Source organism: Streptococcus sp. HMSC078D09 (genome assembly GCF_001813675.1).
Classification (GTDB): Bacteria; Bacillota; Bacilli; order Lactobacillales; family Streptococcaceae; genus Streptococcus.
Map to the genome: position 1 here is coordinate 28,252 of NZ_KV813669.1, position 23,551 is coordinate 51,802.

The window sequence follows — 23,551 nt, forward strand, 5'->3', positions numbered from 1 at the left end:
AGAGGCTAGGACTTTTGTCCTAGCCTCTTTACTCTTGTTTCTTAATAAAGATCTAAATAGTTGTCTACTTCCCATTGGGATACGAAGGTCGCATAGCTTGCCCATTCGATTCGTTTGGCTTCAAGGAAGCTGGTGTAGATGTGTTCACCCAAGGCAGCTTTCACCACTTCGTCTTCTGTCAAGGCTTTCAAGGCATTGTGAAGGGTAGAAGGGAGATCTGTGATTCCAGCTGCTCTACGTTCTTCCGGTGTCATCACATAGATATTTTCTTCGATCGGAGCAGGTGCTTCGATTTTATTTTCAATACCATGAAGGCCGACTTCAAGCAAGACTGCCAAGGCTACATAAGGATTGGCCATTGGGTCTACGGAGCGTAATTCCAAACGAGTTCCCATACCACGTGATGCTGGCACACGTACCAATGGGGAACGGTTGCGGCCTGCCCAAGCGATATAAACAGGTGCTTCATATCCAGGAACCAAACGTTTATAAGAGTTGACGGTTGGGTTTGTCACCGCTGTAAAGTTATAGGCATGCTTGATCAAGCCACCCAAGAAGTGATAAGCTGTTTCTGACAATTGCATGCCCTTTGGATCTTCTGGATCAAAGAAGGCATTGTTGCCATCTTGGTCAAAGAGAGACATATTACAGTGCATACCTGATCCGGCAATTCCAAATTTTGGTTTGGCCATAAAGGTTGCATACAAGCCGTGTTTACGAGCGATGGTCTTCACAACGAGTTTAAAGATTTGAATCTTGTCACAAGCGCGAAGAACTTCGTCATACTTAAAGTCGATTTCATGCTGACCAACGGCTACTTCGTGGTGGCTGGCTTCTACTTCAAAGCCCATCTTGGTCAAGACATTTACGATTTCACGACGAGTGTTATCTGCAAGGTCTGTTGGAGCCAAGTCAAAATAGCCACCTTTGTCGTTTACTTCAAGAGTTGGATCTCCATTTTCGTCCAACTTGAAGAGGAAGAATTCTGGTTCTGGACCAAGGTTAAAGGATTTGAATCCAAGTTCTTCCATATGACGAAGGGCACGTTTTAAGTTGCCACGTGGGTCGCCCGCAAATGGTTTCCCTTCAGTCGTATAGACATCACAGATCAAGCCAGCTACGCTACCATTTTCATCTCCCCAAGGGAAGACTGTCCATGTATCCAAATCTGGGTAAAGATACATATCTGACTCGTTGATACGGACAAATCCTTCGATAGAAGAACCATCAAACATGGCTTTATTTGAAAGAACCTTGTCCAGTTGCTCATCGGTAGCTGGAATTTCGACGTTCTTCATGGTTCCCAAAATATCAGAGAACATCAAGCGAATAAAAGTAACATTTTTTTCTTTTACTTCACGGCGAATATCTGCAGCAGTAATTGACATTTTTGTCTCCTTAAAATAGATTACAAGCTTATGAAATGATCAACGAAATTGACCATATGGCGATGGGGAAGATGTGAAGCGACTTTGCTGAATAATGTCACGATGAAGAGCCTTACGGATCTCTTCTTGACTGACAACCTTGGTTTGCTCTTGCTCTTTTTCCGCATATTTTTTCTTAATATCCGCAATATTGAAGCCATCTGAGATATAATCTTTGATTTCAAGCAGGCGGTCCATATCGTCCAACGAATACATACGGCGATTGCCTTCTGTCCGATCAGGAGAAATCAATCCCTGATCTTCATAATAACGAATCTGGCGAGCTGTCAAGTCGGTCAGCTTCATAACACTTCCAATCGGAAAGACTGCCAGCGAGCGTCGTAATTCCTTTTCCTTCATACCATTCCTCTTTCTATTCTATTATATCGAAAAAAAAATCTATGTCAAGATTAAATGTTATATAATCTTACATAGGTTTTTTGTGTTTCTTGAGAAAATCGCGAATGCGATCCACATCCGAATTGACCAAAATCGCAACGAAAACGCCAATAAAGGTCTCAAATATTCGGGCAAAAACATACAAGAAGGTTTCTCCGTTAGGAATCGAGAGGGTAATGATCAGCATTGCCGAAACTCCTCCAATAATTCCTGCTTTATTATTCATAGCGACATTTGTCATAATGGTTAACATGGTCGCAATGGGTACAAAAATAAGAGTCACCCAATACGCCCCATGAAAGAGCGTTTTTAAAAGGAAGAACAATACGGCATAAAAACCTCCGATACTGTTGCCCATGACACGCGAAGCCCCGAAGTGGACACTCTTATCAAAGTCTTCCCTCAAACTAAAAACAGCTGTCAAAGTCCCGATCTGAAGGCCTCGCCAGCCAAATATTCCAAAAATAAGTAGTACAATAAAAACGGCAATCCCTGTTTTAAAGGTTCTCATCCCCAAACGGAATTTGGACCAATCAAATTTGTGTCGTTTAAAGTAATCCATGGTCACCTATCTTTCTATTTCTATTATTCTACCATATTTTCAGAAAGGAGAGAACAGTTATCAATAGAAAGAAAAAAGAGAGTGGGACAGAAATCGGTAATTCGTTAGAATTCGATTTCGTCGTCCCACCTCCGCACAGTTGAGTAGGGCTGTAAAAGCTGATGAAATCAGCGTAGTAGAGCCCACTCAACCACTGCGTCTTGCTCAACAATCCAAAAATAATTGAGAGGCTAGGACTTTTGTCCTAGCCTCTTTCATTCTATTTAGATTATTTATCTGTAAGAGCAGCCAATCCTGGAAGTTCTTTACCTTCAAGGAGTTCCATAGAAGCACCACCACCAGTAGAGATCCATGAGAATTTGTCTGCACGGCCAAGGTTGATCGCAGCAGCAGCTGAGTCACCACCACCGATGATTGATTTAACGCCTGGTTGTTTCACGATAGCGTCCATCACACCGATTGTACCAGCTTGGAAGTCAGGGTTTTCAAATACACCCATAGGTCCGTTCCATACAACTGTTTTCGCACCAGTCAATTCTTGGTCGAATTTAGCGATTGATTTAGGACCGATATCAAGACCAAGGAATCCTGGATCTACTGCTTCACCTTCAGTGTCTTTCACTTCAGTGTAGTCAGCAAATGCGTTCGCTTCTTTTGAGTCAACTGGCAAGATCAATTTGCCATTTGATTTTTCAAGAAGAGCTTTCGCCACATCCAATTTATCTTCTTCTACAAGTGAGTTACCGATTTCGATACCTTGTGCTTTGTAGAATGTGTAAGTCATCCCACCACCAATAAGGACTTTATCAGCTTTTTCAAGCAAGTTTTCGATAACACCGATCTTGTCAGATACTTTAGATCCACCAAGGATAGCTACGAATGGACGTTCTGGAGCTTCAACTGCTTCTTTGATGTAAGCAATTTCATTTTCAAGAAGGAATCCAGCAACAGCTTTATCAACGTTTGCAGAGATACCAACGTTAGATGCGTGTGCACGGTGAGCAGTACCAAATGCATCGTTTACGAAGACACCATCTCCAAGTGATGCCCAGTATTTACCAAGTTCAGGATCGTTTTTAGATTCTTTCTTGCCATCAACATCTTCGAAACGAGTGTTTTCAACCAAGAGAACTTGTCCATCTTCAAGAGCGTTAACAGCTGCTTCCAATTCAGCACCACGTGTAACACCTGGGATAAATTTCACTTCTTGACCCAATTTAGCAGCCAAGTCAGCAGCTACAGGAGCAAGTGATTTACCTTCTTTATCTGCTTCTTCTTTTACACGTCCAAGGTGAGAGAAGAGGATTGCACGTCCACCTTGTTCAAGGATGTACTTGATAGTTGGAAGAGCTGCAGTGATACGGTTATCGTTAGTGATCACGCCATCTTTTACAGGAACGTTGAAGTCAACACGAACGAGAACTTTTTTCCCTTTCAAGTCAACGTCTTTAACAGTCAATTTTGCCATTAGATATGACTCCTTCTTTTTTTAATACATGATAATTATATCACAAAAGCTGTAAAAGAGGTAGAAAAATCCAATGCTTTTCCCCTCTAATTCACAGGATCCGAACGACACTTCTAGATACAAGATCAAACCTCTCTGGTTTTCACCAGAGAGGTTTTTTTGAGAGTGACTTTTTAAGTGAACGAAAGAATTCTGTAAAAGACTTACTCTTCTTTCTTCTTACCAGCCAAGAGGAAGCCGCCTAAGGCTGCTAGGAGAACAGCTTCAGCTGCAAAGGAAGCTTCTAGGCTAGCCGTATTTGGCAAGTGTTCCGATTGACTTTCTTTGCTTGCATCTTTTGTTTCTTGCTGAACAGTCGGCTGTGAGTTTACTCCTTGGTGGGCACTTAACAACTGATGGATCTCTTGATCAACCATATCCTTGTGTTCTTCCTCTTGATGACCCGCTTGAGTAGAAGTCGTTGGGGCCAACTGATCCACTTGAGAAGACTCTGTAGGCTTCAATGGATTAGCTGGATCTGGAGTCACTGGGGCAGCTGGTTGGACTGGTTGATTTGGTTGAGCCGGTTGAACAGGCTGATCTGGTTTAGCAGGTTCTTCTGGTTGGATCGGTTGATCTGGTCCTTCCGTTTTTGCTGGCTTATAGACAATCGCATAGTGGGTAAAGTGAGGTGCTGTAAAGATGACTACATCTCCGACTCTCTCAAAGGCCAAGGATTGAGGAGCTTGACCTTCTGGGAAGAAGAGGACTTGCTCCACTTCTTTATCCTTATCCACAGGGATTTTCACAAGGGATGGATGGTGGGTATCGATATCCTGACCACTTGCATCCACGCCTTCAATATCAAAGACGATTCCTTCTCGGCCCTTCAGCTCTTCTTTTTCTGCCTGATTGGCTTCAACTTTTGCGACTTTTAGTCCTTTGACAACGGTTGGCTCTAAGTTAGAGAATTGAACTTCGACTCCAGTCGCAGGGTCTACAAAGACCGCTGGCTTGTCTTCTTTCAAAAGCGCAATCAAGGTCTCTAGACCTGTCTTAGCTGTTTCAAGCGCTTCAGGAGTGAGCTCTGAAGAAGCTAGGAGCTCTTTATTTTTCTCAACCATTGCCTGCAAAGCTTCACCAGAAGGGTGATTTGGCTTGCTCGCTAATAGAGCAGTCGCTTCTGTTGTTAGGACAGAGAGAGCTTCTTTTTCTTTTGTTAGATTGGCTTGACCATCCAAGGCTTTCAAGAGAGCGGTCAACTGGTTCAACTGTTCATTGACTTGATCTTGGGTGCTGGTATCATGCTCTTTCAAGGCTTTTTCAGAAGCAGCCATTCCAGCTAGCAAAGCTTCTTTGACTTCAGGAGTGGCAAATGTAAAGTCTACTTTGGCTTTTGTAGCTTCAGCTTCAGCCAATTTTTGCTTAAGGTATTCATCGTTGAGAGCTGGTTTTGGATTCACGAGGACATCAAAGCTTGTACTAGCTCCTTTGTAATGGACGGTGATGGTTTGACGGCCTTCCTTGGTCGTATCAAAGCCAGTCACTTCCACACCTTCATCTGTCAAGGCATGCGTTTCGGTCGTTTCATCTTCAAAGACGACTGTAAAGCGTCCGCCTTCTTTCTCCAATGCTTCTCCGACAATATATTCCACTTTTGGTTTGTCGGTCAATTCTAGACCAGCAACTGCTTTTTCACCTGCTTCTTCTGCACTGACCACAAAAACAGTGAGGGTCTTATCTAATTTCTGACCAAGGTAAGAAACTTCTAGGTGTTGTTCTCCAAGCTTGCTACTGTCAAATCCATGGATCTCTACACCTGAGTTGGTGAGGTTGACCAGTTGATCTGCTTGGCCATCTTTATAATGAACACGGAGAGTCGCCCCTTTCAAGGAAAGGGCATCGCCTTCCCGGTAGACCTTCTTAGTCAATCCATCTTCAAATTGAAGTCCCGCAATTTCTTTATCATTCTTTGGAACTTCGATCGCCAAAACATTACTGATATCTTTACCAGGTTCTTGCGCACGATAGTAGAGAAGAGATGGGGTTGATTCAAAAGCCAGTGGTTTAAAAATGAGATTTCCAGCTTGATCGGCTGTCATGGTCGCAATTGGGCTAGTCGCTTCTTTATCGGCATAAAGGGTCAGAGTAGTATTAGCTGGAACATCTTTGAAACCGACTTGGACAAAATGATTACCTAGGTTTTGCGCTGCAGCATGTTTCATCGGGATGTTGACCGTTTCCGTATCCAGACTTTCATACATCTTCCAGTTGTAAATCCGGATGGCTTGCCATGGAGTTCCGTTATCTGCCGTAATGACATGGAGACGCCATTCTTGAGCCTTGATTGGATGGTCGAGTGTAATGTCGGACACATGGGCTTTATTGCCACGAACTTCCTTAGCGAGCTTCCATTCACCCGCTTCATCCTTGTAGTAAAGGTCGAAGTCACGGGTATTCATCTTGCCATCGTCGACAGATTCTCCACCCGCACCGGCATGGTCCATGACCCAACGAACAATGGTCCGTGGTTGTGTCAAGCGAATATCGACGGTTCCACTCAATTGAGCAGAGGACCATTTATCTGAAAGACTGGTAATGGTACCATTTAACATCCCCTCGATGCCTTCACTACCATCCGCATCTGGGAAGCTCGAACCGATCACTTTGGCTCCGATGACCACGTTTGGTGCTAGGGCTTTTGGAAGACTGGTATCTGACACGGTCATACCCCAATCAAAGGCCACAGTTCCTGCATCTGAACGTTGGCCGTTCTTCCCAACTGCCACAACCTTGAGGTCCTGAGTCGTTCCTTCAGCACTTGCTGAACGGGTAACTTTTGGTAGATAGACGGTTGTCGCAGAAGACCCTGTTAAGAGACGCCAGTTGTCGCCATCTTTTTCATAGACTTCATAATAATCCACATCTGCTACCCCTTTAAAATTGAGGACTGCTTCTGCTTCTTGCGCATTTTGTAGGCGTTTTGCCCGAACGGTTACTTCTGCTGGAGTAGCTGGTTTCTCTTGGTTGGACGTAATCGACAATTGGCCGAGATTAAATTTGTAGTCTTTGACATCCGTATCATGGTCAAAGAACATCTTCACAGCATAAATGGTCTTGCCAGCCAAACTTCCCAAATCAAAGGTTTGAGTGGACCAATCCGCACTTGGTGTCAATTCTTTCCATTCGTATTCAGAGTAGTCTTCTTTGGTGGCAACAGCTACCCAAGCAGCAGCTCCGATCCCACCCTTGTGAGAGACGCTCAATTTTGTCGTTTCTGTCACAGGAATCTTGGTCGAATAGAGCATGACATTTTGACTGCTATTGGCTTTTAAATCTCCTTCAAAGGCTAGAGAATTTCCTCCATTGTAGGCTTGATCAAAATCATAGCGACCTTTCAATGGTGTACTATCTTCACTATGCTCTACCCACCAACGCCAGGTTGGAAGGTAGCCAGAAACAGAACGGTAGTTCCACTCCCCTTCTTTAGAAATCTTGCCATCCACAAACCAGTGTTTTCCGTGTCCAGTATTAAAGGAAGTATTGAAATCTTCACTTGTAATAGGAGTTTTGTCCACTACTAGATTGGACATACCGTACCAAGATTGGTCTGCTGGTTTTCCTTTGGTCGGATCTCCTTGGAAACCTGTCCAGAATAGATCCTCATGGGTATGGTATCCTTCTCCAGTCTTTCCTAGACCTGTAATCGTATCAGGCGCATAAAGACCAAGGGATAGACGCAACTTGCCATGTTCATCTAAAATGGCATTCCAGTCTACATTAGTCTTATAAGAGCCTCCTTTTTGGAGCTCAAGTCCAGCTAGAACATCATAAGGATTCCGATGAATCCATTTGGCTGTACTGATGGAATAATCCACTTCTGATTTGCCCCAGTTAAAGTTGGCAAAGAAAGTATCAACTGGATTTTCTCCATTTTCTGGCTGCATGAAATTGTAGTTGTATTCTCCCAGCGCATTCTCATGGTAACGGCCATATTCATAGGTCATAGCATCATACCAAGAATACTTAATCGGATAGTTCAGACTTTTCGCATATTCCTTGGTATAAAGAAGAAAATCTCTCAATTTTGGACCCAATGGTTCTACAAGATTTCCGGTTGTTTCTTGGTTGATAAAGTAACCATCAAAGCCATAGTACTTAGCAAGTTCGACTAATTTACGGGCGATCGGGAAAGTTTTAGAGCCTTCACTATCTTCTTTCAAGGTTTCTGCAAAATGTTCTTGATCCTTGATGCTGCTAGACCAGTTATAAAAGATTGTTCCATAAATAGGAACCCCATTTCGGTGGGCAGCATCGATCACATCTGCTGATGGAACCAGCCCTTCCCAAAAGACCATGGAATCCAAATATTGCCAGTAATCAAAAGCATAGGCCTTAAATTCTTCCCCACCGACAGACGCATGATCCTTGGCTTTGGAGTTCATGTTTGACAGTGCTTGGATCTTCGCTTCAGGGTTGGCTTGTTCATTAATTTGTTTCCCTTGAAAACGACTCGCAAGTGGGACGCTTGCTCTGTTCATATCGTCATCCACTCGTTTTCCTGGTTCCCACTTCAAGAGATCGTCCCAGGTATCGAACTTAACTTCTTTGGGTCTTAATTGTTTTTCTTCATTGGTTGGTAAATCAGCCACTTTTTCAGCAGTAGCTTTCGGTTTTTCAGTCTCTGAAACAGCTGGATGATCTGTAGTTGTCGAGCTAGCTTCTGTACTTGTAGGGCTAGCCTCTGGAGTGACCGCTTCTGCGGCTGGTTTTTCCGTTTCTGCAGCAGGTAAGGCCGCATCTGCAGTATAGACGCCAGCTTCTCTCACTAGATGATTGACATCTTCGGTTGTTGCTGAAGAGGTTTCCAAGGATTGCTCACTAGTAGAAACCGCCTCATCTGCAGAGACAGCGCCTGTTCCTAAAAATGCTAACCCAATCAATGCGGAGCAAACTCCCACACTGAATTTTCGTATACTAAATCGTTCTTTCTTTTCAAATAGATGACCTTTCATCTTGACCTCCTTGTATGGTTTTTTTCTTTTTCTTGAGCGATTTCCATTGGCTCCTTTCTCCACGACCTGTAATCGCTTTCATTTTCTTGTATTAGAAATCTCCAATCAAGAATAGGATACCCTAATCTATTTAGCACTGTCAATCCATTTTGGCAATTCCTATAATATGATGAGAAAGCCCTAAAAAAAGTACAAAAAAAGAGGAGGTTTCCCTCCTCTCATCATACGCATGAATTATTTAGCAATTTTTGCGAAGTATTCAAGAGTACGAACAAGTTGTGCAGTGTAAGACATTTCGTTGTCATACCATGAAACAACTTTAACCAATTGTTTACCGTCAACGTCAATAACTTTAGTTTGAGTTGCGTCAAACAATGATCCATAAGACATACCTACAACGTCTGAAGATACGATTGGATCTTCAGTGTAACCGTATGATTCGTTTGAAGCTGCTTTCATAGCTGCATTCACTTCATCAACAGTAACGTTCTTATCAAGAACAACTACCAATTCAGTAACTGATCCAGTTGGAACAGGAACACGTTGTGCAGCTCCGTCCAATTTACCGTTCAATTCAGGGATAACCAAACCGATTGCTTTAGCAGCACCAGTTGAGTTAGGAACGATGTTAGCAGCACCAGCGCGTGCACGACGAAGGTCACCTTTACGGTGTGGACCGTCAAGGATCATTTGGTCACCAGTGTAAGCGTGGATAGTAGTCATCAATCCTTCAACAACACCGAAGTTATCTTGAAGAGCTTTAGCCATTGGAGCCAAGCAGTTTGTAGTACATGAAGCACCTGAGATAACTGTTTCAGTACCATCAAGAATATCGTGGTTAGTGTTAAATACGACTGTTTTAACATCTGATCCACCAGGAGCAGTGATAACAACTTTCTTAGCACCACCAGCATGCAAGTGTTTTTCAGCAGCTGCTTTAGTAGCAAAGAAACCAGTTGCTTCAAGAACGATTTCTACACCGTCGTTAGCCCAGTCGATTTGTTCTGGATCGCGTTCAGCGGAAACTTTAATGAATTTACCGTTAACTTCGAATCCACCTTCTTTAACTTCCACAGTACCGTCGAAACGACCTTGAGTTGTATCGTATTTCAACAAGTGTGCAAGCATAACTGGATCTGTAAGGTCGTTGATGCGTGTAACTTCAACACCTTCTACGTTTTGGATACGACGGAAAGCAAGACGTCCGATACGACCGAAACCGTTAATACCAACTTTAACTACCATTCGTGATTTCCTCCTTATGAAAATCAAAAAAATTTTTTGTGAAAAGAGTAACTTGACACAGCGCCAAACATCTTTTAACAGTCTCTATTATATACTTTATTGCATTAAAAAGCAACTATTTCCCCACGAAAAGCAAGATTTATCATAGATCATTACCTTTTTTATTAAAGTTTTTCACAAAGTCTTGCCTGCCAGGAAGGAGTTTTTTTTATTTGTATTCACTTTTGGAACAAAGAAAAACTCTTCCCGAAATGGGAAGAGTTTTTAAGCATTGGTAAATTAAGCTTCACCTTTAGCTTTTTTAATGATTTCTTCTTGTACTGATTTTGGTACATCTTCGTAGTGGTCAAATACCATCATGAAGGTACCACGTCCTTGAGTTGCAGAACGAAGGACAGTAGCGTAACCGAACATTTCAGCAAGTGGCACATAAGCACGAACGATTTGGCTTGCACCGTGTGCTTCCATACCATCTACACGTCCACGACGAGCAGTTACGTGACCCATAACATCCCCAAGGTTTTCCTCAGGAACTGTGATGGTTACAAGCATCATTGGTTCAAGGATAGCTGGTTGTGCAGTCTTAGCAGCTTCTTTAAGCGCAAGAGATGCAGCGATCTTGAAGGCAGTTTCAGATGAGTCGACATCGTGGTATGAACCATCGTAAAGCTTAGCTTTCACGTCAACCATTGGGTAACCAGCAAGAACACCGTTCGCCATAGATTCTTGAAGTCCTTTTTCTACTGCAGGGATGAATTCACGTGGAACCACACCACCGACGATAGCATTTTCGAACTCGAATCCTTTACCTTCTTCGTTTGGAGTAAATTCGATCCAAACATCACCAAACTGACCTTTACCACCAGATTGACGTTTGAAGAATCCACGTGCTTGTGTAGAAGCGCGGAATGTTTCGCGGTAAGATACTTGAGGAGCACCAACGTTAGCTTCAACCTTGAATTCACGTTTCATACGGTCAACAAGGACATCCAAGTGCAACTCACCCATACCAGAGATAACTGTTTCACCAGTTTCAGGGTTTGTTTCAACGCGGAATGTTGGATCTTCTTCAGCCAATTTTTGAAGGGCGATACCCATCTTGTCTTGGTCTGCTTTAGATTTAGGCTCAACCATCAATTGGATAACTGGTTCTGGAACTTCGATTGATTCAAGGATGATTTTTGCTTTTTCATCTGTCAATGAGTCACCAGTTGTAGTATCTTTCAAACCAACGGCAGCAGCGATATCTCCAGAGTAAACTGTTTCGATTTCTTTACGAGTGTTGGCGTGCATTTGAAGGATACGTCCGATACGTTCACGTTTACCTTTAGAAGTGTTCAATACGTATGAACCTGAGTTCAAGACACCTGAGTAAACACGGAAGAATGTCAAACGACCTACGAATGGGTCAGTCATGATCTTGAAGGCAAGAGCTGCAAATGGCTCTTCATCAGATGCTGGACGTTCTTCTTCTTCGTCTGTATCTGGGTTTACACCCTTGATTGCAGGGATATCAAGTGGGCTTGGAAGATAGTCAAGGACTGCATCCAACATCAATTGAACCCCTTTGTTCTTGAAGGCAGAACCACAAAGTACTGGGTAGAATTCAACGTTGATTGTAGCTTTACGGATACCAGCTTTCAATTCTTCGTTAGTGATTTCTTCCCCTTCAAGGTATTTCATCATCAAGTCTTCATCAGTTTCAGCAACTGCTTCAACCAATTTTTCACGGTATTCTTGAGCTTGTTCAAGGTATTCAGCTGGAATATCTTCTTCAAGGATATCTGTACCAAGGTCGTTCGTATAGATTTCAGCTTTCATCTTGATCAAGTCAATGATTCCGCGGAAGTCATCTTCAGCACCGATTGGCAATTGAATTGGGTGAGCGTTTGCTTGAAGACGGTCATGAAGTGTGCTTACTGAGTAAAGGAAGTCAGCACCGATTTTATCCATCTTGTTAGCAAATACGATACGTGGAACTCCGTATTCAGTTGCTTGACGCCAAACTGTTTCAGTTTGAGGCTCAACACCTGATTGTGAGTCAAGAACGGTTACAGCACCGTCCAAAACGCGGAGTGAACGTTGAACTTCGATAGTGAAGTCCACGTGTCCTGGTGTGTCGATGATGTTTACACGAGTGTCTTTCCATTGAGCTGTTGTAGCGGCAGATGTGATGGTGATACCACGTTCTTGCTCTTGCTCCATCCAGTCCATTTGTGACGCACCTTCGTGAGTTTCACCGATTTTATGAATCTTACCAGTGTAGTAAAGGATACGCTCAGTTGTAGTTGTTTTACCAGCATCGACGTGAGCCATGATACCGATATTACGAGTTTTTTCAAGTGAAAATTCGCGTGCCATGAGGTTTGTTTCTCCTATATTTTTTATTTCTATATTCTATTATAACATGATTTAATAAAAACGGATAGGCAGGACCTACCCGTTTTCAGTGTTTTCATGCTAAGTTTTGGTTCCAACTTGTAAGAAGAGTTGAATTGAACCCGGGCTAAAGTTAGTTAGCCGATTTGAGCTCAATTGAACCTGGGCTAAAAGCTCAAGTTAACTGATTTGAACCCGAGCGAGGCCCGGTGCAAAAAAGATAAACTGCTTTGTGTTCACGGAACACTGCATCAGTTTCCTATTTTTGTCTTGGGCCTTTGCCGCTCTTAGTATCATTTTATTACCAGCGGAAGTGTGCGAATGCACGGTTAGCTTCAGCCATACGGTGAGTATCTTCACGTTTCTTAACAGCTGCACCAGTGTTGTTCGCTGCATCCAAGATTTCTTTTGCAAGACGATCAACCATTGTGTGTTCACCACGTTGACGAGCGATTGTTACCAACCAACGAAGTCCAAGTGTTGTACGACGTTCTGGACGAACTTCAACTGGGACTTGGTAGTTAGAACCACCGACACGGCGAGCACGTACTTCAAGTACAGGCATGATGTTTTCCATAGCTGTTTCGAATACTTCAAGAGCATCGTTTCCAGTAGCTTCTTTAATTTGTTCGAAAGCTCCGTAAACGATTGAAGCAGCTGTACCACGTTTACCATCAAGCATAACGCGGTTGATAAGACGAGTAACTAATTGTGAATTGTAAAGCGGATCTGGCAATACATCGCGTTTAGGCGCACGGTTTTTACGACTCATTTTTCTTTATCCCCTTTCCTTATGCTTTTGGTTTTTTAGTACCGTATTTAGAACGGCCTTGTTTACGATCGTTTACACCTGCAGTATCAAGTGCTCCACGGACGATATGGTAACGTACCCCTGGAAGGTCTTTTACACGTCCACCACGAAGAAGAACCACGCTGTGTTCTTGCAAGTTGTGTCCGATACCTGGGATATAAGCAGTTACTTCGATCAAGTTGCTCAAACGTACACGAGCGAATTTACGAAGGGCAGAGTTAGGTTTTTTAGGTGTCATTGTTCCAACACGAGTTGCAACACCACGTTTTTGTGGTGAAGAAACGTTTGTTTGAACTTTTTTATGACTGTTGTAACCAACGTTCAAAGCTGGTGATTTAGATTTTTCTACTTTTGATTTACGCGGTTTGCGAACCAATTGGTTAATTGTAGGCATCTACATTCTCCTGTGAAATTTTTTATTTTTGGTGATGGTACACTTGGTGACAGCTACCATCTGTGTGTACTTTTGCAACATTTGTCAGCACGTCCCTGTACACTCTTGAGAGACCAAAAGTAAAAAGTACTGTCTATTATTATAACATGACGGCACTTTGATTGCAAGATGTTTTTTTATTTTTTAAAGAAGTCGAAAAAGTTCATTATTGACCAGCTTCAGCAGGTACTTCTGCCCCTGCATCTGCAGCCGGAGCATACTGTTGTTGCTGTTGTGGTTGAACTGTCGCATTGGCTCCAGCTACTCCAGCATTGGCATTAGCGTCTGTTTGAGTCTGCTGCGTTGCCGCTGTGTCACTCTCATAGGTCAGTCCATAATAGTTAGCGATGTATTGGATACGGGCATCAAGCGATTGCTTTTGAGTCGCATCTTTGACTTTCTTCACAGCAGCTTGGGCAGCGTTCACAGAATCTTGACTTGGCGTTGTTTCCATTTGAACGACTGCTTTTTCAGCAGCTTCTGTAGTTTTCTTTTCTTCCTTCTTTTCTTTTTCTTCCTTTGTTTCCTTTTTCACTGGAAGGGAACCTGTTTTTCTAGCAGGTTGAATTTCTGTCGTTACCTGGGCAGCTGTATTCTTTTTAACGGTATACAAACCAGCTACCAAAATAAAGGATAGAGACAGAACTGTCACCAAGCGAATCCACAAAGGACTATTATCAAATCGATCTAAAATTCTTTTCACTTTTTGATCCTCCTTTGCTGCTCTTAATCAAAGATATTTCCAACTTCGACACTCAATTTATTTTCTTTCACATCGATGTTGGTCACGCGCAATAAGGATTTGTGTTCAAAGAATTCACGGTCGGTTGCAGCATTATCCGCAAAGACAGCTACTCCTGCTAATTCAGAATCAAATTCAGACAAGAGGCTGACCATCCCGTTAATCGTTCCGCCACCTTTAAGGAAGTCATCGACAATCAAGACCCGGCTTCCTGCTTTTAGGCTCCGTTTTGAAAGGAACATTTTCTCAATGCGATCCCCACTTGAGCCTGAAACATAGTTGACACTAACGGTTGACCCTTCTGTGATTTTCAAATCACGACGGACAATGACGAATGGAACATTCAAGACATTAGCTACTGCATTGGCTAGTGGAACTCCCTTGGTCGCTACAGTCATGACAGCATCAATTTTCTTATCTCGAAAGGCTTTGGCAATGATGCGGCCGATCCGATTCAAAATCTTTGGATTGCTCAAAAGATCAGACAGGTAAATGTAGCCACCAGGAAGGATACGATCACTTTCAGACAGTTGCTTGCAAAGATCTTCGACGATTTCTTTGGATTCTTGATCTGAGATAGACGGTGTAAAGATCACGCCTCCACCAGCTCCTGTGATGGTCTCAATATTTCCGATTTCCATCTCTTCAAACGCACGCTTAATGATCACGATATCTTCTGAGATGGAAGACTTGGCAGACTCATATTTTTCCGCAAACGTATTGAGGCTAGTCAATTCATAGGGATGGTTGATCAAGTAATTAGAAATTACGACCATCCGTTCACTTCTTCTTAATTTCATTTTCTCACCATGTAGTTTTTTCTATCATTATACCATAAGAAGCGAAAAAAACGAACATTCTGATTTACAGAAGGCCGTTTTTTCCTGATTATTTTATTTTTGGCAGAATCATTCCCGTATTTATCTCTGTTTTTACTAGTCGAGATTCGGTTTATAGAAGGAACGATTTTCCATAGCAAAGATTTTATTGGTCATTTCGCCAGGACCAATTAAGCCAAGTGCTGTTGTCATCATCATCATTTCCGCATCCAAATTATCGATCATATGAATAATCTCTGCTTCCATGATCTTTGGACGAACAGGACTACCGTATTCGAGCAAGCCATGGTGACTCAAGATCACATGGCGAAGGACGATGACTTCTTCTTTTTGGTCATCAATCTTCAAGTCTTGCAAGACCTTGGTGATTTCTTCATCGATGAGTGCAATGTGGCCGATGAGGTTGCCTCGAATAGTGTATTCTGTATTTTCAGGCCCCGTCAACTCGATCACTTTGGCCAAATCGTGTAACATAATCCCTGCAAAGAGCAAACTTTTATTCAACTGAGGATAGATATCGCCGATACTATCTGCCAAGCGGACCATGGTTGCCGTATGATAAGCAAGGCCTGCTTCAAAGGCATGGTGGTTGGTTTTAGCAGCTGGATAGCTATAAAACTCTTTCTCATATTTCCCATAGAGGGCCCGGACAATCCGTTGCCAGACTGGATTTTCAATTTTGAAAATCATATTTGACAGGTATTCATGCAATTCCTTAGGATCTACTGGTGGTTTTTCCTTAAAGTCTGCTGGATTGTTGGGCTCTCCTGCTTGTGGCAAACGCATGTTCAATTGATTGACTTGCGGGGTATTATTGTATACTTCCCGACGACCAGCCATATGGACCACACGCCCAGCTGTAAAGCTCTCTACATTGTGAGGTTGAGCGTCCCATAGTTTGCCTTCGATTGTACCGGTCTCATCCTGGAAGACAAAGGCTAAGTAGTTCTTCCCAGCCCGTGTTTGACGCACTTCTGCTGACTTGATCAAATAGAATCCTTCGAACAATTCATCTTTTTTCATTTGGCTAATTTTGACCATCATCTTCTCCATCTTCTATATATACATCTAGTCCCAGCAGGTCTTCATCGCTTTCGATTTGGCGGAGCGTCCGCTCGATGGCACTGGTCCGTCTGGTTAGCAAATCATCAATATTATTGGAAGCATTCTTTAAATGACGCTGGGTCTTGGCGAGAATCCCTCCAAACTTATGAAATTCTGATTTGACCGATCCTAACACTTTACTGATATCGTCTGCACTTTTTTGAATATTGAGCGTTTTAAAGCCGACAGACAAGGAGTTCAAAAGGGCAGATAGCGTGCTTGGACCAGCTACTAAAATTTGTTCTTCCCGACGCAAGCGATCGAAGAACTCTGGATTGCGAACCACTTCGGAATAGAGGCCTTCAGTTGGCAAAAAGAGAATTCCGAAATTAGTTGTCGCTGGTGGAAAGAGGTATTTTTGTTGGATTTCTTTGGCAAAACGCTTGATACTAGCAAGAAGGGCCTTTCGGTAACGCTCGATCTCCTCTTTCTCTCCTGATTCATAAGCTTCTTCCAAACGATAGTAGTCTTCCAGAGGGAACTTAGAGTCAATTGGCAAATAGACTGGTTCCTCTCCTTGTCCCGGAAGCTTGATAGCGTACTCCACGCGCTCACTGGACTGGGGAACAGTGATAAATTCTCGCTCATACTGGGCTGGCGTCAAAATATCTTCAATGATTTGTCCCAGCTGCAATTCGCCCATAATCCCACGGGTCTTAGTGTTGGAAAGAACTTTATTGAGAGTTCCAACATCTCTCGCCACCGTCTGCATTTCTCCCAACCCTTTGTTGACCGACTCCAATTGTTTTGAAACCGTCTCAAAGGAGGTCTGCAAGCGGTGCTGCAAGGTTTTCTCCAATTTTTCTTCTACCGTTTGGCGCATCTGTTCTAGCCGCACTTCATTAGACTCTTGGATCTGGCGCATGCGCTCATCTGTTTTGTCCCGATTTTTAGTAAAGTGCTCATTCATCTCAGCGCGCAGAGCCGTCGTCTGCTGGTGGATCTCCACTCGCATCTCGGTTAAGCGATCTGTCAGGGCGATCTCTAACTGCTGATTGGCAATCTGGCTTGCTTGTCTTTCTTTTTCAAAACGATAGTCCAACTGGTCTGTCAAATGATCCTCATGGTCTTCCAGCATCTCTCTTAATGCCGGTCTTGTGTCATCTGACCGTTGCAAGAAATAGATGAGGAGGCCCAGATTGAGCAGGCCAATCAGAAGCAGAATGATATTCATATTAACCTCTGTCTTTACTATAAACAATGACAAGATAGCCACGGTCAAGACTCACTTGAATCGGTTGATCCAAAAATTCATTGGAGCCATACATGGCCTTCAAAAAATAATTCTCCTGATGGAGCGGATACTTGGCCCCTGTGATCTCTACGCGACCTTGTCCGACAGGCATAAAACCAACATAGGGCTTAGTTGGATCTGGCTGAATCTCATGGCAGCCAACTGGTCTGTAAATCAGACGATTTTGACCATCGACTAATTGGATCTGCTCCATATAGGGAGCTAGGTCTGGATCGGTCGGCAAAAAGATATTAGACAAGAAGTGATCCAAGCGACCACCAAAGGCACCGTAAACTGTGACTGCAGCATCTGGATAGGCTTCAAAGACTGCTTTCAAGGCCAATTCCAAATCCGTATCGTTCTTTTCAGGGACGGACTGAACCACTTGCTTGGCTTGGGTGCGTATCTTGCTCAAATCAGTTTCAGAAATGGAATCAAAATCCCCCACTGCCATATCTAAAGGCAAGCCTTGTGCCAGCAACTTCAAACAGCCTCCGTCGACACCTACGTATAGCTCTTGATCTTTTGGTAGTAGTGAAGAATCTCCACCTGCCAATACTCCTATATTAACCATTGATGGCATCTCGGAGCGTTTGAACGCGCTCATTGACATCTCCATTAAAGACATAAGAGCCTGCTACAAAGACATTGGCCCCCGCTTCTTTTGCTTGGTAAATACTTTGGCCATCAATTCCTCCATCGACTTCGATATCAAAGTCTAAGCCTTTTTCTTCACGAAGAGCGGCTAATTCGCGCACTTTGTCCATGGTTTCAGGCAAGAAGGCTTGGCCACCGAATCCTGGATTAACGGTCATGACCAAGACTTGATCCACCAAATTTAAGACATGTTTGATACTGTCTACAGGAGTACCTGGATTGATCACAACACTCGCCTTCACACCTGCTTGACGAATTTTTTGAAGAGCTCCGTGAATATGGGGAGTAGCTTCCACATGGATGCTGATGATATCAGCACCTGCACGGGCAAATTCTTCGATATGGTGTTCAGGATTGGTGACCATCAAGTGGCAATCAAAGACCAACTTGCTATGCGGACGCATGCTCTCTACGACACCAGCTCCAAAGCTGATATTGGGCACAAAATGGCCATCCATGACATCGATATGGGCATAGTCAGCTCCTGCTGCTTCTAAGCGTTTCAATTCACTTTCAAAATTGGCATAATCGGCACTCAAAATTGAGGGTGCAATTTTCATTGTTTTCATCGTTGTAGTGTCTCCTATTTTGGCATTTTTTTCGAAACTTTTTTATAGGTTTCGCGACGGTTTTCAATCTCACTTAGAAATTGCAAGTAATCCTCATAACGGAAAGGCGCAATTTCCTCTCTTTCAACGGCTGGTTTCACCGCACAAGCGGGCTCATGCGTGTGGGTACAGGTACGAAATTTACAAGAGTGGCTCACATCGGCGATCTCTGGGAAGGCTTGATTTAAGTCTTCACCGGTTGTCACTTCATAATCGAGGGAGGAGAAGCCAGGCGTATCTGCGATCTTTCCTCCATTTAAATGGTAAAAGCTGACAGCTCGGGTCGTGTGTCGACCGCGCCCCAGACTATCTGAAATCTCACCCGTTTCAAGCTCCAGATCCGGAGCGATTTTATTGAGCAAGGTCGATTTTCCTACACCGGTCTGCCCCATAAAGACCGTAGTTTGATTGGTCAAAAGGGGCAAGAGTTCCTCAATCGACAAGACAAAATCATAGCCAATAGCCTGGTAGATTCCTTGGTAGTAGTGGATGTCTTCCATATCTTCTAACAAGTCCAGTTTTGAAATATAGACAATGGGATGAATCCCCTTATGCTCCAAAAGAACCAGAAAACGGTCTAAAAGGTTGGCATTGAAATCAGGTTCCTTAGCTGACATAATGACTACTGCCTGATCAATATTGACAATAGGAGGGCGCACGAGGCTATTTTTTCGAGGCGCAATGCTCAAAATGTAGCCTTCTGAATTCTCTTCGGCAGAGAATTCTACCTGATCCCCCACATAAGGAGTCTGTCCTTTTTTTCTAAAATTTCCACGAGCCCGTGTCTGGTAAATATGACCGTCTGACTCCACGTAGTAGAAGCCAGCCAAGGCCTTGACGATTGTTCCTTGCAAATCGCACTCCTTTGAGATTAATACTATCTATTATACCAAAAAATGAGAAATAAGGCTGGATTGCTCAATAAGAAAAAACGAAAAGTGAACCTCTCCGGACGCTTTTAGAAACGAATAGGTTCGTTTTTTAAATGGATAGAAACAGAAGACGGAGTATCTGTTATGACTTGTCTTTTAGCAGAATTCGGGAAAGGGCACCTTCCTTTTTTTCCTTGGCATTTTTCCTAAAAAGTGTATAATAGAACTATGCGGAGGTGGTGGAATGGCAGACACGCATGCTTCAGGCGCATGTGCCCCTTCGGGCGTGAGGGTTCAAATCCCTTTCTCCGCATCTTGGAAAGGTGGCCCAGCTCGGTACGGCACCGGACTCGAAATCCGGCAAGTGGATTTTTATTCACGCGCGGGTTCAAATCCCGTCCTTTCCTTACGATACAAATAAGCCATAGGTTATAACCTATGGCTTTTCTGTTATTTTATTCCTGCTTCTAAAAGGCCATCTGCTAGGCGAGCGAAGTCTTCTAGGCTAAGAGCTTCTCCTCGTACAGAAGGTTGCAGGCCTGCAGCTTGGATTCCTGCTTCCAGTTTGGCTTTGATTTCTTCGGTCTTGCCAAAGCGACTGGTCAAGTTGTTCCAAAGTGTCTTCCGCCGATAGACAAAGCTAGCCTTGCTGACAGAGAAGAAGAAATCTTCATCCTTGACGGCTACTGCTGGTTCTTCGCGACGGACCATCTTCAAAATGGCAGAGTCGACGTTTGGTGCTGGCACAAAGACGGTGCGAGGCACGATAAAGGCTACCTTAGCAGTCATATAGTATTGGACTGCAATGGATAAAGAACCATAAGCCTTGGTGTTGGGCTCAGCCGAGATGCGGTCTGCCACCTCTTTTTGCATCATGACCACAAATTCTTGGAAAGGAATCTTGGATTCGATCAAGTGCATGAGGATGGGAGTTGTGATGTAATACGGAAGGTTAGCCACTACCTTGATCGGAAGGTCCGGATTTTTAAACTCTGCGATGTACTGGTTGAGGTCTACCTTGAGGATGTCTTGGTTGACAACCGTGACATTGTCAAAATCACGCAAGGTATCCGCCAAAATGGGAACCAAGCGGTCATCGATCTCAAAGGCCATGACTTCTGCCGCATTTTCCGCCAAGAACTCAGTAAGAGCTCCAATTCCGGGACCGATTTCGATGACATTGACCTGCTTATCAATCTCAGCCGTATCCACAATTTTTTGAAGGATGTTGGTATCGGTCAAGAAGTTCTGACCGAAGGATTTTTTAAAGGTAAAACCGTGACGCTCCAGCACTGCCTTGGTCACGCTATAATCTGCAATTCTCATTTTTTCTCTTTTCTAATCAGTTTAGGGGTAAAGGATCCCCTCTACTTCCGTCTTAATAACTGGCCATGGCCTCTTCGACTTGTGCTAAACAAATTCCAAACAATTCCAAGCGTTTGATCAATTGCTTGCCATTGCAGTAGCCGATGCGCAAGGCTTCGCCTAAATATTCCCGTCGTTTGCGACTTTCACTGCCCATCAGCAGGCCGAGTCGCATCAGATCTGACTTGGTAATATCAAAGAAATTTTCATCTTCATAGGAACCCACCAGCCCAGCTAGGGCTTTTTCTAAGTCTTCAAAACTGGCATGCTCCACTCCCAAGGAACGCCCCTTGGTCTTGGATTTGGGCACTGCTTCACCACGATTTAAAAAGGCATGTTTGGCCTGGGGCACCTCTTGCATAATGATCTTGCGAATTCGCTCACCATTATAGTCTGGATCGGTAAAGACAATGACCCCACGCAACTCTTGCAAGGTAGCAATTCGTTCCAAGTCATCCTGATCGATCGCAGAGCCTCGTGTTTCATAGGTATCCACCTCATAAAAACGACGGAGATTGGCTGTGTCGTCCTTGCCCTCCACGACAATCACTTCTGGTATTTTTCTTTTCTCAGTCAAGGCCAAATACCTTTCTTGCATTGTCATAGGTTGCCTGAGCCACTTCTTCTGTTGTTAAGCCACGTAGTTCTGCAATAAAATCTACCACATAACGAGTGTAGGCTGTTTTATTTTCCCGACCACGTTTGGGAACTGGTGCCAGATAAGGGGCGTCTGTCTCAACCAAGATCTTGTCTAGTGGAAGGCCAGCTGCCGCTTCTTGGACATCTGTGGCTTTCTTAAAGGTCACCACTCCAGAAAAAGAAATCATCATCCCCAGATCCATGAAGCGTTTAGCTTCTTCTAAACTTCCTGAGAAAGAATGCATGATCCCACCGCGAGGACCGACTCCTTCACTCTTGATGATGGCATAAGTATCTTCTAAAGCATCACGTGTATGCACCACAAAAGGCAAGTCCAAGTCTTTAGACAATTGAATCTGACGACGAAAAACCTTTTCTTGGACGTCTTTTGGCGCTGTCATCCAGTGGTAATCCATACCGATTTCTCCGAGTGCGACGACTTTGGGATGTTTTAGCTGTTCAAGTAAATAGGCCTCCACTTCAGGAGTATAATCGCCTGCCTCAGTGGGGTGCCAACCAAGTGTGAGATAGAGTTCTGGATATTGATCTGCCAACTCCATAGCACGCTCAATCGTCGGTTTGTCAAAACCAACGATATTGTGGGCTACAACACCCATTTCCTTGGCTAAGTCGAGCTCTTCTTGTTCTTTTCCTGCGAATTCTTCCACATTGAGATGGGTGTGGGTATCAAAAATCTGCATGATCTTCCTTTTCTTCCGAGTTTTTCTTCTTTCTATTATAGCAGAAAGCGCCTCTAAATTCACTTTCGGACAAAAAAAAACCAGTAGTCTCGAGTTTCTACTGGTTTTTAGGTTTTTATCTGAATTAGGCAGCCAAAACTTTGCGTCCTTTACGACGACGAGCTGCCAATACGCGACGACCATTTTTAGTTGCCATACGGTGACGGAAACCATGTTTGCGCGCACGACGAAGTTTACTTGGTTGATAAGTACGTTTCACGATGAATACCTCCTCATAGATTTTGTATTCGTTTAGCCGGCTAGTTGTGATCAGTTACTAAACATACTTTACTATTCTATCGGATTCGACTCTATTTGTCAATAGCTATGGCAAAATTGTTGCAAATACAGGTTGGAGAACACCTTTCTACACCTGACGGGTTGCCAAGTAATAGGGTTCCAGAGCCACCAGCGCCTCTTGCAACTGATCCAGGATAGCCTCAAGAGAACCATCCTCAACTAGAGAAACATCGTATTTGACGAGGACCTTACGAACCGCCCCTTCTGCTACTGCTTGTAACAGATCCTGGCGATTCTTTTCTGTTCCTTCTACCCTTTGACTCTCTCCATTTTTCTGGGCGAAATAATAAACTGGCTGAGTGATGGGAAGGGTGAGAACCATGTGTTGTTTTTGAAGGCTCTGCTCATCTTTTTTTCGCTCGATAAAACTCACCTCTAAGGAAACTCCAAAATCAGCTGCATCTCCATAGAGCCTCAAGGCAAACATAGGTTCTGCCATCGTCCCTTCTCCTTTTAGATAGGCCCAAAAATGAGGCCGCAAGACCTGGGCCTGGTTCATCCATTGGCTAGTCCGATCCTGCTCCAAGTAAGGGTGACGCTGCTGAAAGGCTGAGACTAAATCGGTGAATTCCTTACGAGCTGCTTGAGCTAGGGCACGATACTGCTCCATCTCTGGGGCTAGCACCCCAGCCTTTGCTGGGGCCTGGTAGTGAATTCCTTGAAGCTTTAAAAACTCTCGAATCGCTGCAAATGCCATTTGCTTCCTTTCTAAACCTAAAAAAGGAGAGATCGG

The 23,551-nt window shown here is 43.7% G+C and carries 21 protein-coding genes and 2 tRNA genes; 2 read left to right on the forward strand and 21 right to left on the reverse strand.

Annotation, left to right across the window (positions count from 1 at the left end; translation table 11 throughout):
• Positions 1 to 41 precede the first annotated feature (41 nt).
• The 16 genes from glnA to rsgA all read right to left on the reverse strand — a co-directional run bounded on the left by glnA (position 42) and on the right by rsgA (position 19,756).
• Positions 42 to 1,388, reverse strand: a complete 1,347-nt coding sequence (gene glnA / locus HMPREF2926_RS05075) for a type I glutamate--ammonia ligase (protein ID WP_041818373.1) — start codon at positions 1,386 to 1,388, stop codon at positions 42 to 44.
• 39 nt (positions 1,389 to 1,427) lie between these two features.
• Positions 1,428 to 1,787, reverse strand: coding sequence for a MerR family transcriptional regulator (locus HMPREF2926_RS05080; protein ID WP_003012408.1), 360 nt, complete (start codon positions 1,785 to 1,787; stop codon positions 1,428 to 1,430).
• A gap of 67 nt (positions 1,788 to 1,854) precedes the next feature.
• The gene (locus tag HMPREF2926_RS05085; protein ID WP_003008874.1) at positions 1,855 to 2,388 is read right to left on the reverse strand and encodes an FUSC family protein; all 534 of its coding nucleotides are present in this window, start codon (positions 2,386 to 2,388) and stop codon (positions 1,855 to 1,857) included.
• A gap of 268 nt (positions 2,389 to 2,656) precedes the next feature.
• Entirely contained in the window at positions 2,657 to 3,856 is a 1,200-nt protein-coding gene (gene pgk, locus HMPREF2926_RS05090) for a phosphoglycerate kinase (protein WP_003015928.1), read from the reverse strand.
• Between the two features lie 203 nt (positions 3,857 to 4,059).
• Positions 4,060 to 8,850 carry an endo-beta-N-acetylglucosaminidase gene (locus tag HMPREF2926_RS05095; RefSeq protein WP_070586719.1) on the reverse strand — a complete coding sequence of 1,597 codons (4,791 nt, stop codon included), beginning with the start codon at positions 8,848 to 8,850 and terminating at the stop codon, positions 4,060 to 4,062.
• 234 nt (positions 8,851 to 9,084) lie between these two features.
• A complete protein-coding gene (gene gap, locus HMPREF2926_RS05100) occupies positions 9,085 to 10,095 on the reverse strand; it encodes a type I glyceraldehyde-3-phosphate dehydrogenase (protein ID WP_023919220.1) in 1,011 nt (336 codons plus the stop codon).
• A 279-nt stretch (positions 10,096 to 10,374) separates the two neighbouring features.
• Positions 10,375 to 12,456 (reverse strand): elongation factor G, encoded by a 2,082-nt coding sequence (gene fusA / locus HMPREF2926_RS05105; protein ID WP_003003071.1) that lies wholly within the window; start codon positions 12,454 to 12,456, stop codon positions 10,375 to 10,377.
• A 319-nt stretch (positions 12,457 to 12,775) separates the two neighbouring features.
• On the reverse strand, positions 12,776 to 13,246 hold the full coding sequence (rpsG, locus tag HMPREF2926_RS05110) for a 30S ribosomal protein S7 (protein WP_003003105.1): 471 nt from the start codon (positions 13,244 to 13,246) through the stop codon (positions 12,776 to 12,778).
• Positions 13,247 to 13,265: 19 nt separating this feature from the next.
• Positions 13,266 to 13,679, reverse strand: coding sequence for a 30S ribosomal protein S12 (rpsL, locus tag HMPREF2926_RS05115; protein ID WP_003003125.1), 414 nt, complete (start codon positions 13,677 to 13,679; stop codon positions 13,266 to 13,268).
• 205 nt (positions 13,680 to 13,884) lie between these two features.
• Positions 13,885 to 14,421 (reverse strand): hypothetical protein, encoded by a 537-nt coding sequence (locus HMPREF2926_RS05120; protein ID WP_070586721.1) that lies wholly within the window; start codon positions 14,419 to 14,421, stop codon positions 13,885 to 13,887.
• A gap of 23 nt (positions 14,422 to 14,444) precedes the next feature.
• Complete coding sequence (purR, locus tag HMPREF2926_RS05125; protein ID WP_037599408.1) at positions 14,445 to 15,260, reverse strand: pur operon repressor; 816 nt, start codon at positions 15,258 to 15,260, stop codon at positions 14,445 to 14,447.
• Between the two features lie 135 nt (positions 15,261 to 15,395).
• Entirely contained in the window at positions 15,396 to 16,340 is a 945-nt protein-coding gene (locus HMPREF2926_RS05130; protein ID WP_070586723.1) for a 3'-5' exoribonuclease YhaM family protein, read from the reverse strand.
• Positions 16,327 to 17,577: a DNA recombination protein RmuC gene (locus HMPREF2926_RS05135; RefSeq protein WP_070586725.1), complete on the reverse strand. Its 1,251-nt coding sequence runs from the start codon at positions 17,575 to 17,577 to the stop codon at positions 16,327 to 16,329. The genes HMPREF2926_RS05130 and HMPREF2926_RS05135 overlap by 14 nt, the downstream gene beginning before the upstream one ends.
• Position 17,578: 1 nt before the next feature.
• Entirely contained in the window at positions 17,579 to 18,211 is a 633-nt protein-coding gene (locus HMPREF2926_RS05140) for a thiamine diphosphokinase (protein WP_070586753.1), read from the reverse strand.
• Complete coding sequence (gene rpe / locus HMPREF2926_RS05145; protein WP_070586726.1) at positions 18,204 to 18,863, reverse strand: ribulose-phosphate 3-epimerase; 660 nt, start codon at positions 18,861 to 18,863, stop codon at positions 18,204 to 18,206. Before rpe ends, HMPREF2926_RS05140 begins: the two co-directional genes overlap by 8 nt.
• 14 nt (positions 18,864 to 18,877) lie before the next feature.
• The gene (gene rsgA / locus HMPREF2926_RS05150; RefSeq protein ID WP_070586728.1) at positions 18,878 to 19,756 is read right to left on the reverse strand and encodes a ribosome small subunit-dependent GTPase A; all 879 of its coding nucleotides are present in this window, start codon (positions 19,754 to 19,756) and stop codon (positions 18,878 to 18,880) included.
• A gap of 248 nt (positions 19,757 to 20,004) precedes the next feature.
• On the opposite strand from rsgA, the gene HMPREF2926_RS05155 reads away from it, so the two are divergent.
• Positions 20,005 to 20,087: transfer RNA gene (locus HMPREF2926_RS05155), tRNA-Leu, on the forward strand.
• Positions 20,088 to 20,091: 4 nt separating this feature from the next.
• A tRNA-Ser gene (locus tag HMPREF2926_RS05160) sits at positions 20,092 to 20,181 on the forward strand.
• Between the two features lie 43 nt (positions 20,182 to 20,224).
• Here HMPREF2926_RS05160 and rsmA read toward each other — a convergent pair.
• The 5 genes from rsmA to HMPREF2926_RS05185 form a co-directional block, all read right to left on the reverse strand.
• The gene (rsmA, locus tag HMPREF2926_RS05165; protein ID WP_070586730.1) at positions 20,225 to 21,100 is read right to left on the reverse strand and encodes a 16S rRNA (adenine(1518)-N(6)/adenine(1519)-N(6))-dimethyltransferase RsmA; all 876 of its coding nucleotides are present in this window, start codon (positions 21,098 to 21,100) and stop codon (positions 20,225 to 20,227) included.
• A gap of 52 nt (positions 21,101 to 21,152) precedes the next feature.
• Positions 21,153 to 21,737, reverse strand: coding sequence for a ribonuclease M5 (gene rnmV, locus HMPREF2926_RS05170; protein WP_176745535.1), 585 nt, complete (start codon positions 21,735 to 21,737; stop codon positions 21,153 to 21,155).
• Complete coding sequence (locus tag HMPREF2926_RS05175; RefSeq protein ID WP_070586732.1) at positions 21,709 to 22,479, reverse strand: TatD family hydrolase; 771 nt, start codon at positions 22,477 to 22,479, stop codon at positions 21,709 to 21,711. Before HMPREF2926_RS05175 ends, rnmV begins: the two co-directional genes overlap by 29 nt.
• A 124-nt stretch (positions 22,480 to 22,603) precedes the next feature.
• Positions 22,604 to 22,738, reverse strand: a complete 135-nt coding sequence (gene rpmH, locus HMPREF2926_RS05180; RefSeq protein WP_003003086.1) for a 50S ribosomal protein L34 — start codon at positions 22,736 to 22,738, stop codon at positions 22,604 to 22,606.
• A 147-nt stretch (positions 22,739 to 22,885) separates the two neighbouring features.
• Positions 22,886 to 23,515 carry a ribonuclease P gene (locus HMPREF2926_RS05185; protein ID WP_070586734.1) on the reverse strand — a complete coding sequence of 210 codons (630 nt, stop codon included), beginning with the start codon at positions 23,513 to 23,515 and terminating at the stop codon, positions 22,886 to 22,888.
• Positions 23,516 to 23,551: the final 36 nt, after the last annotated feature.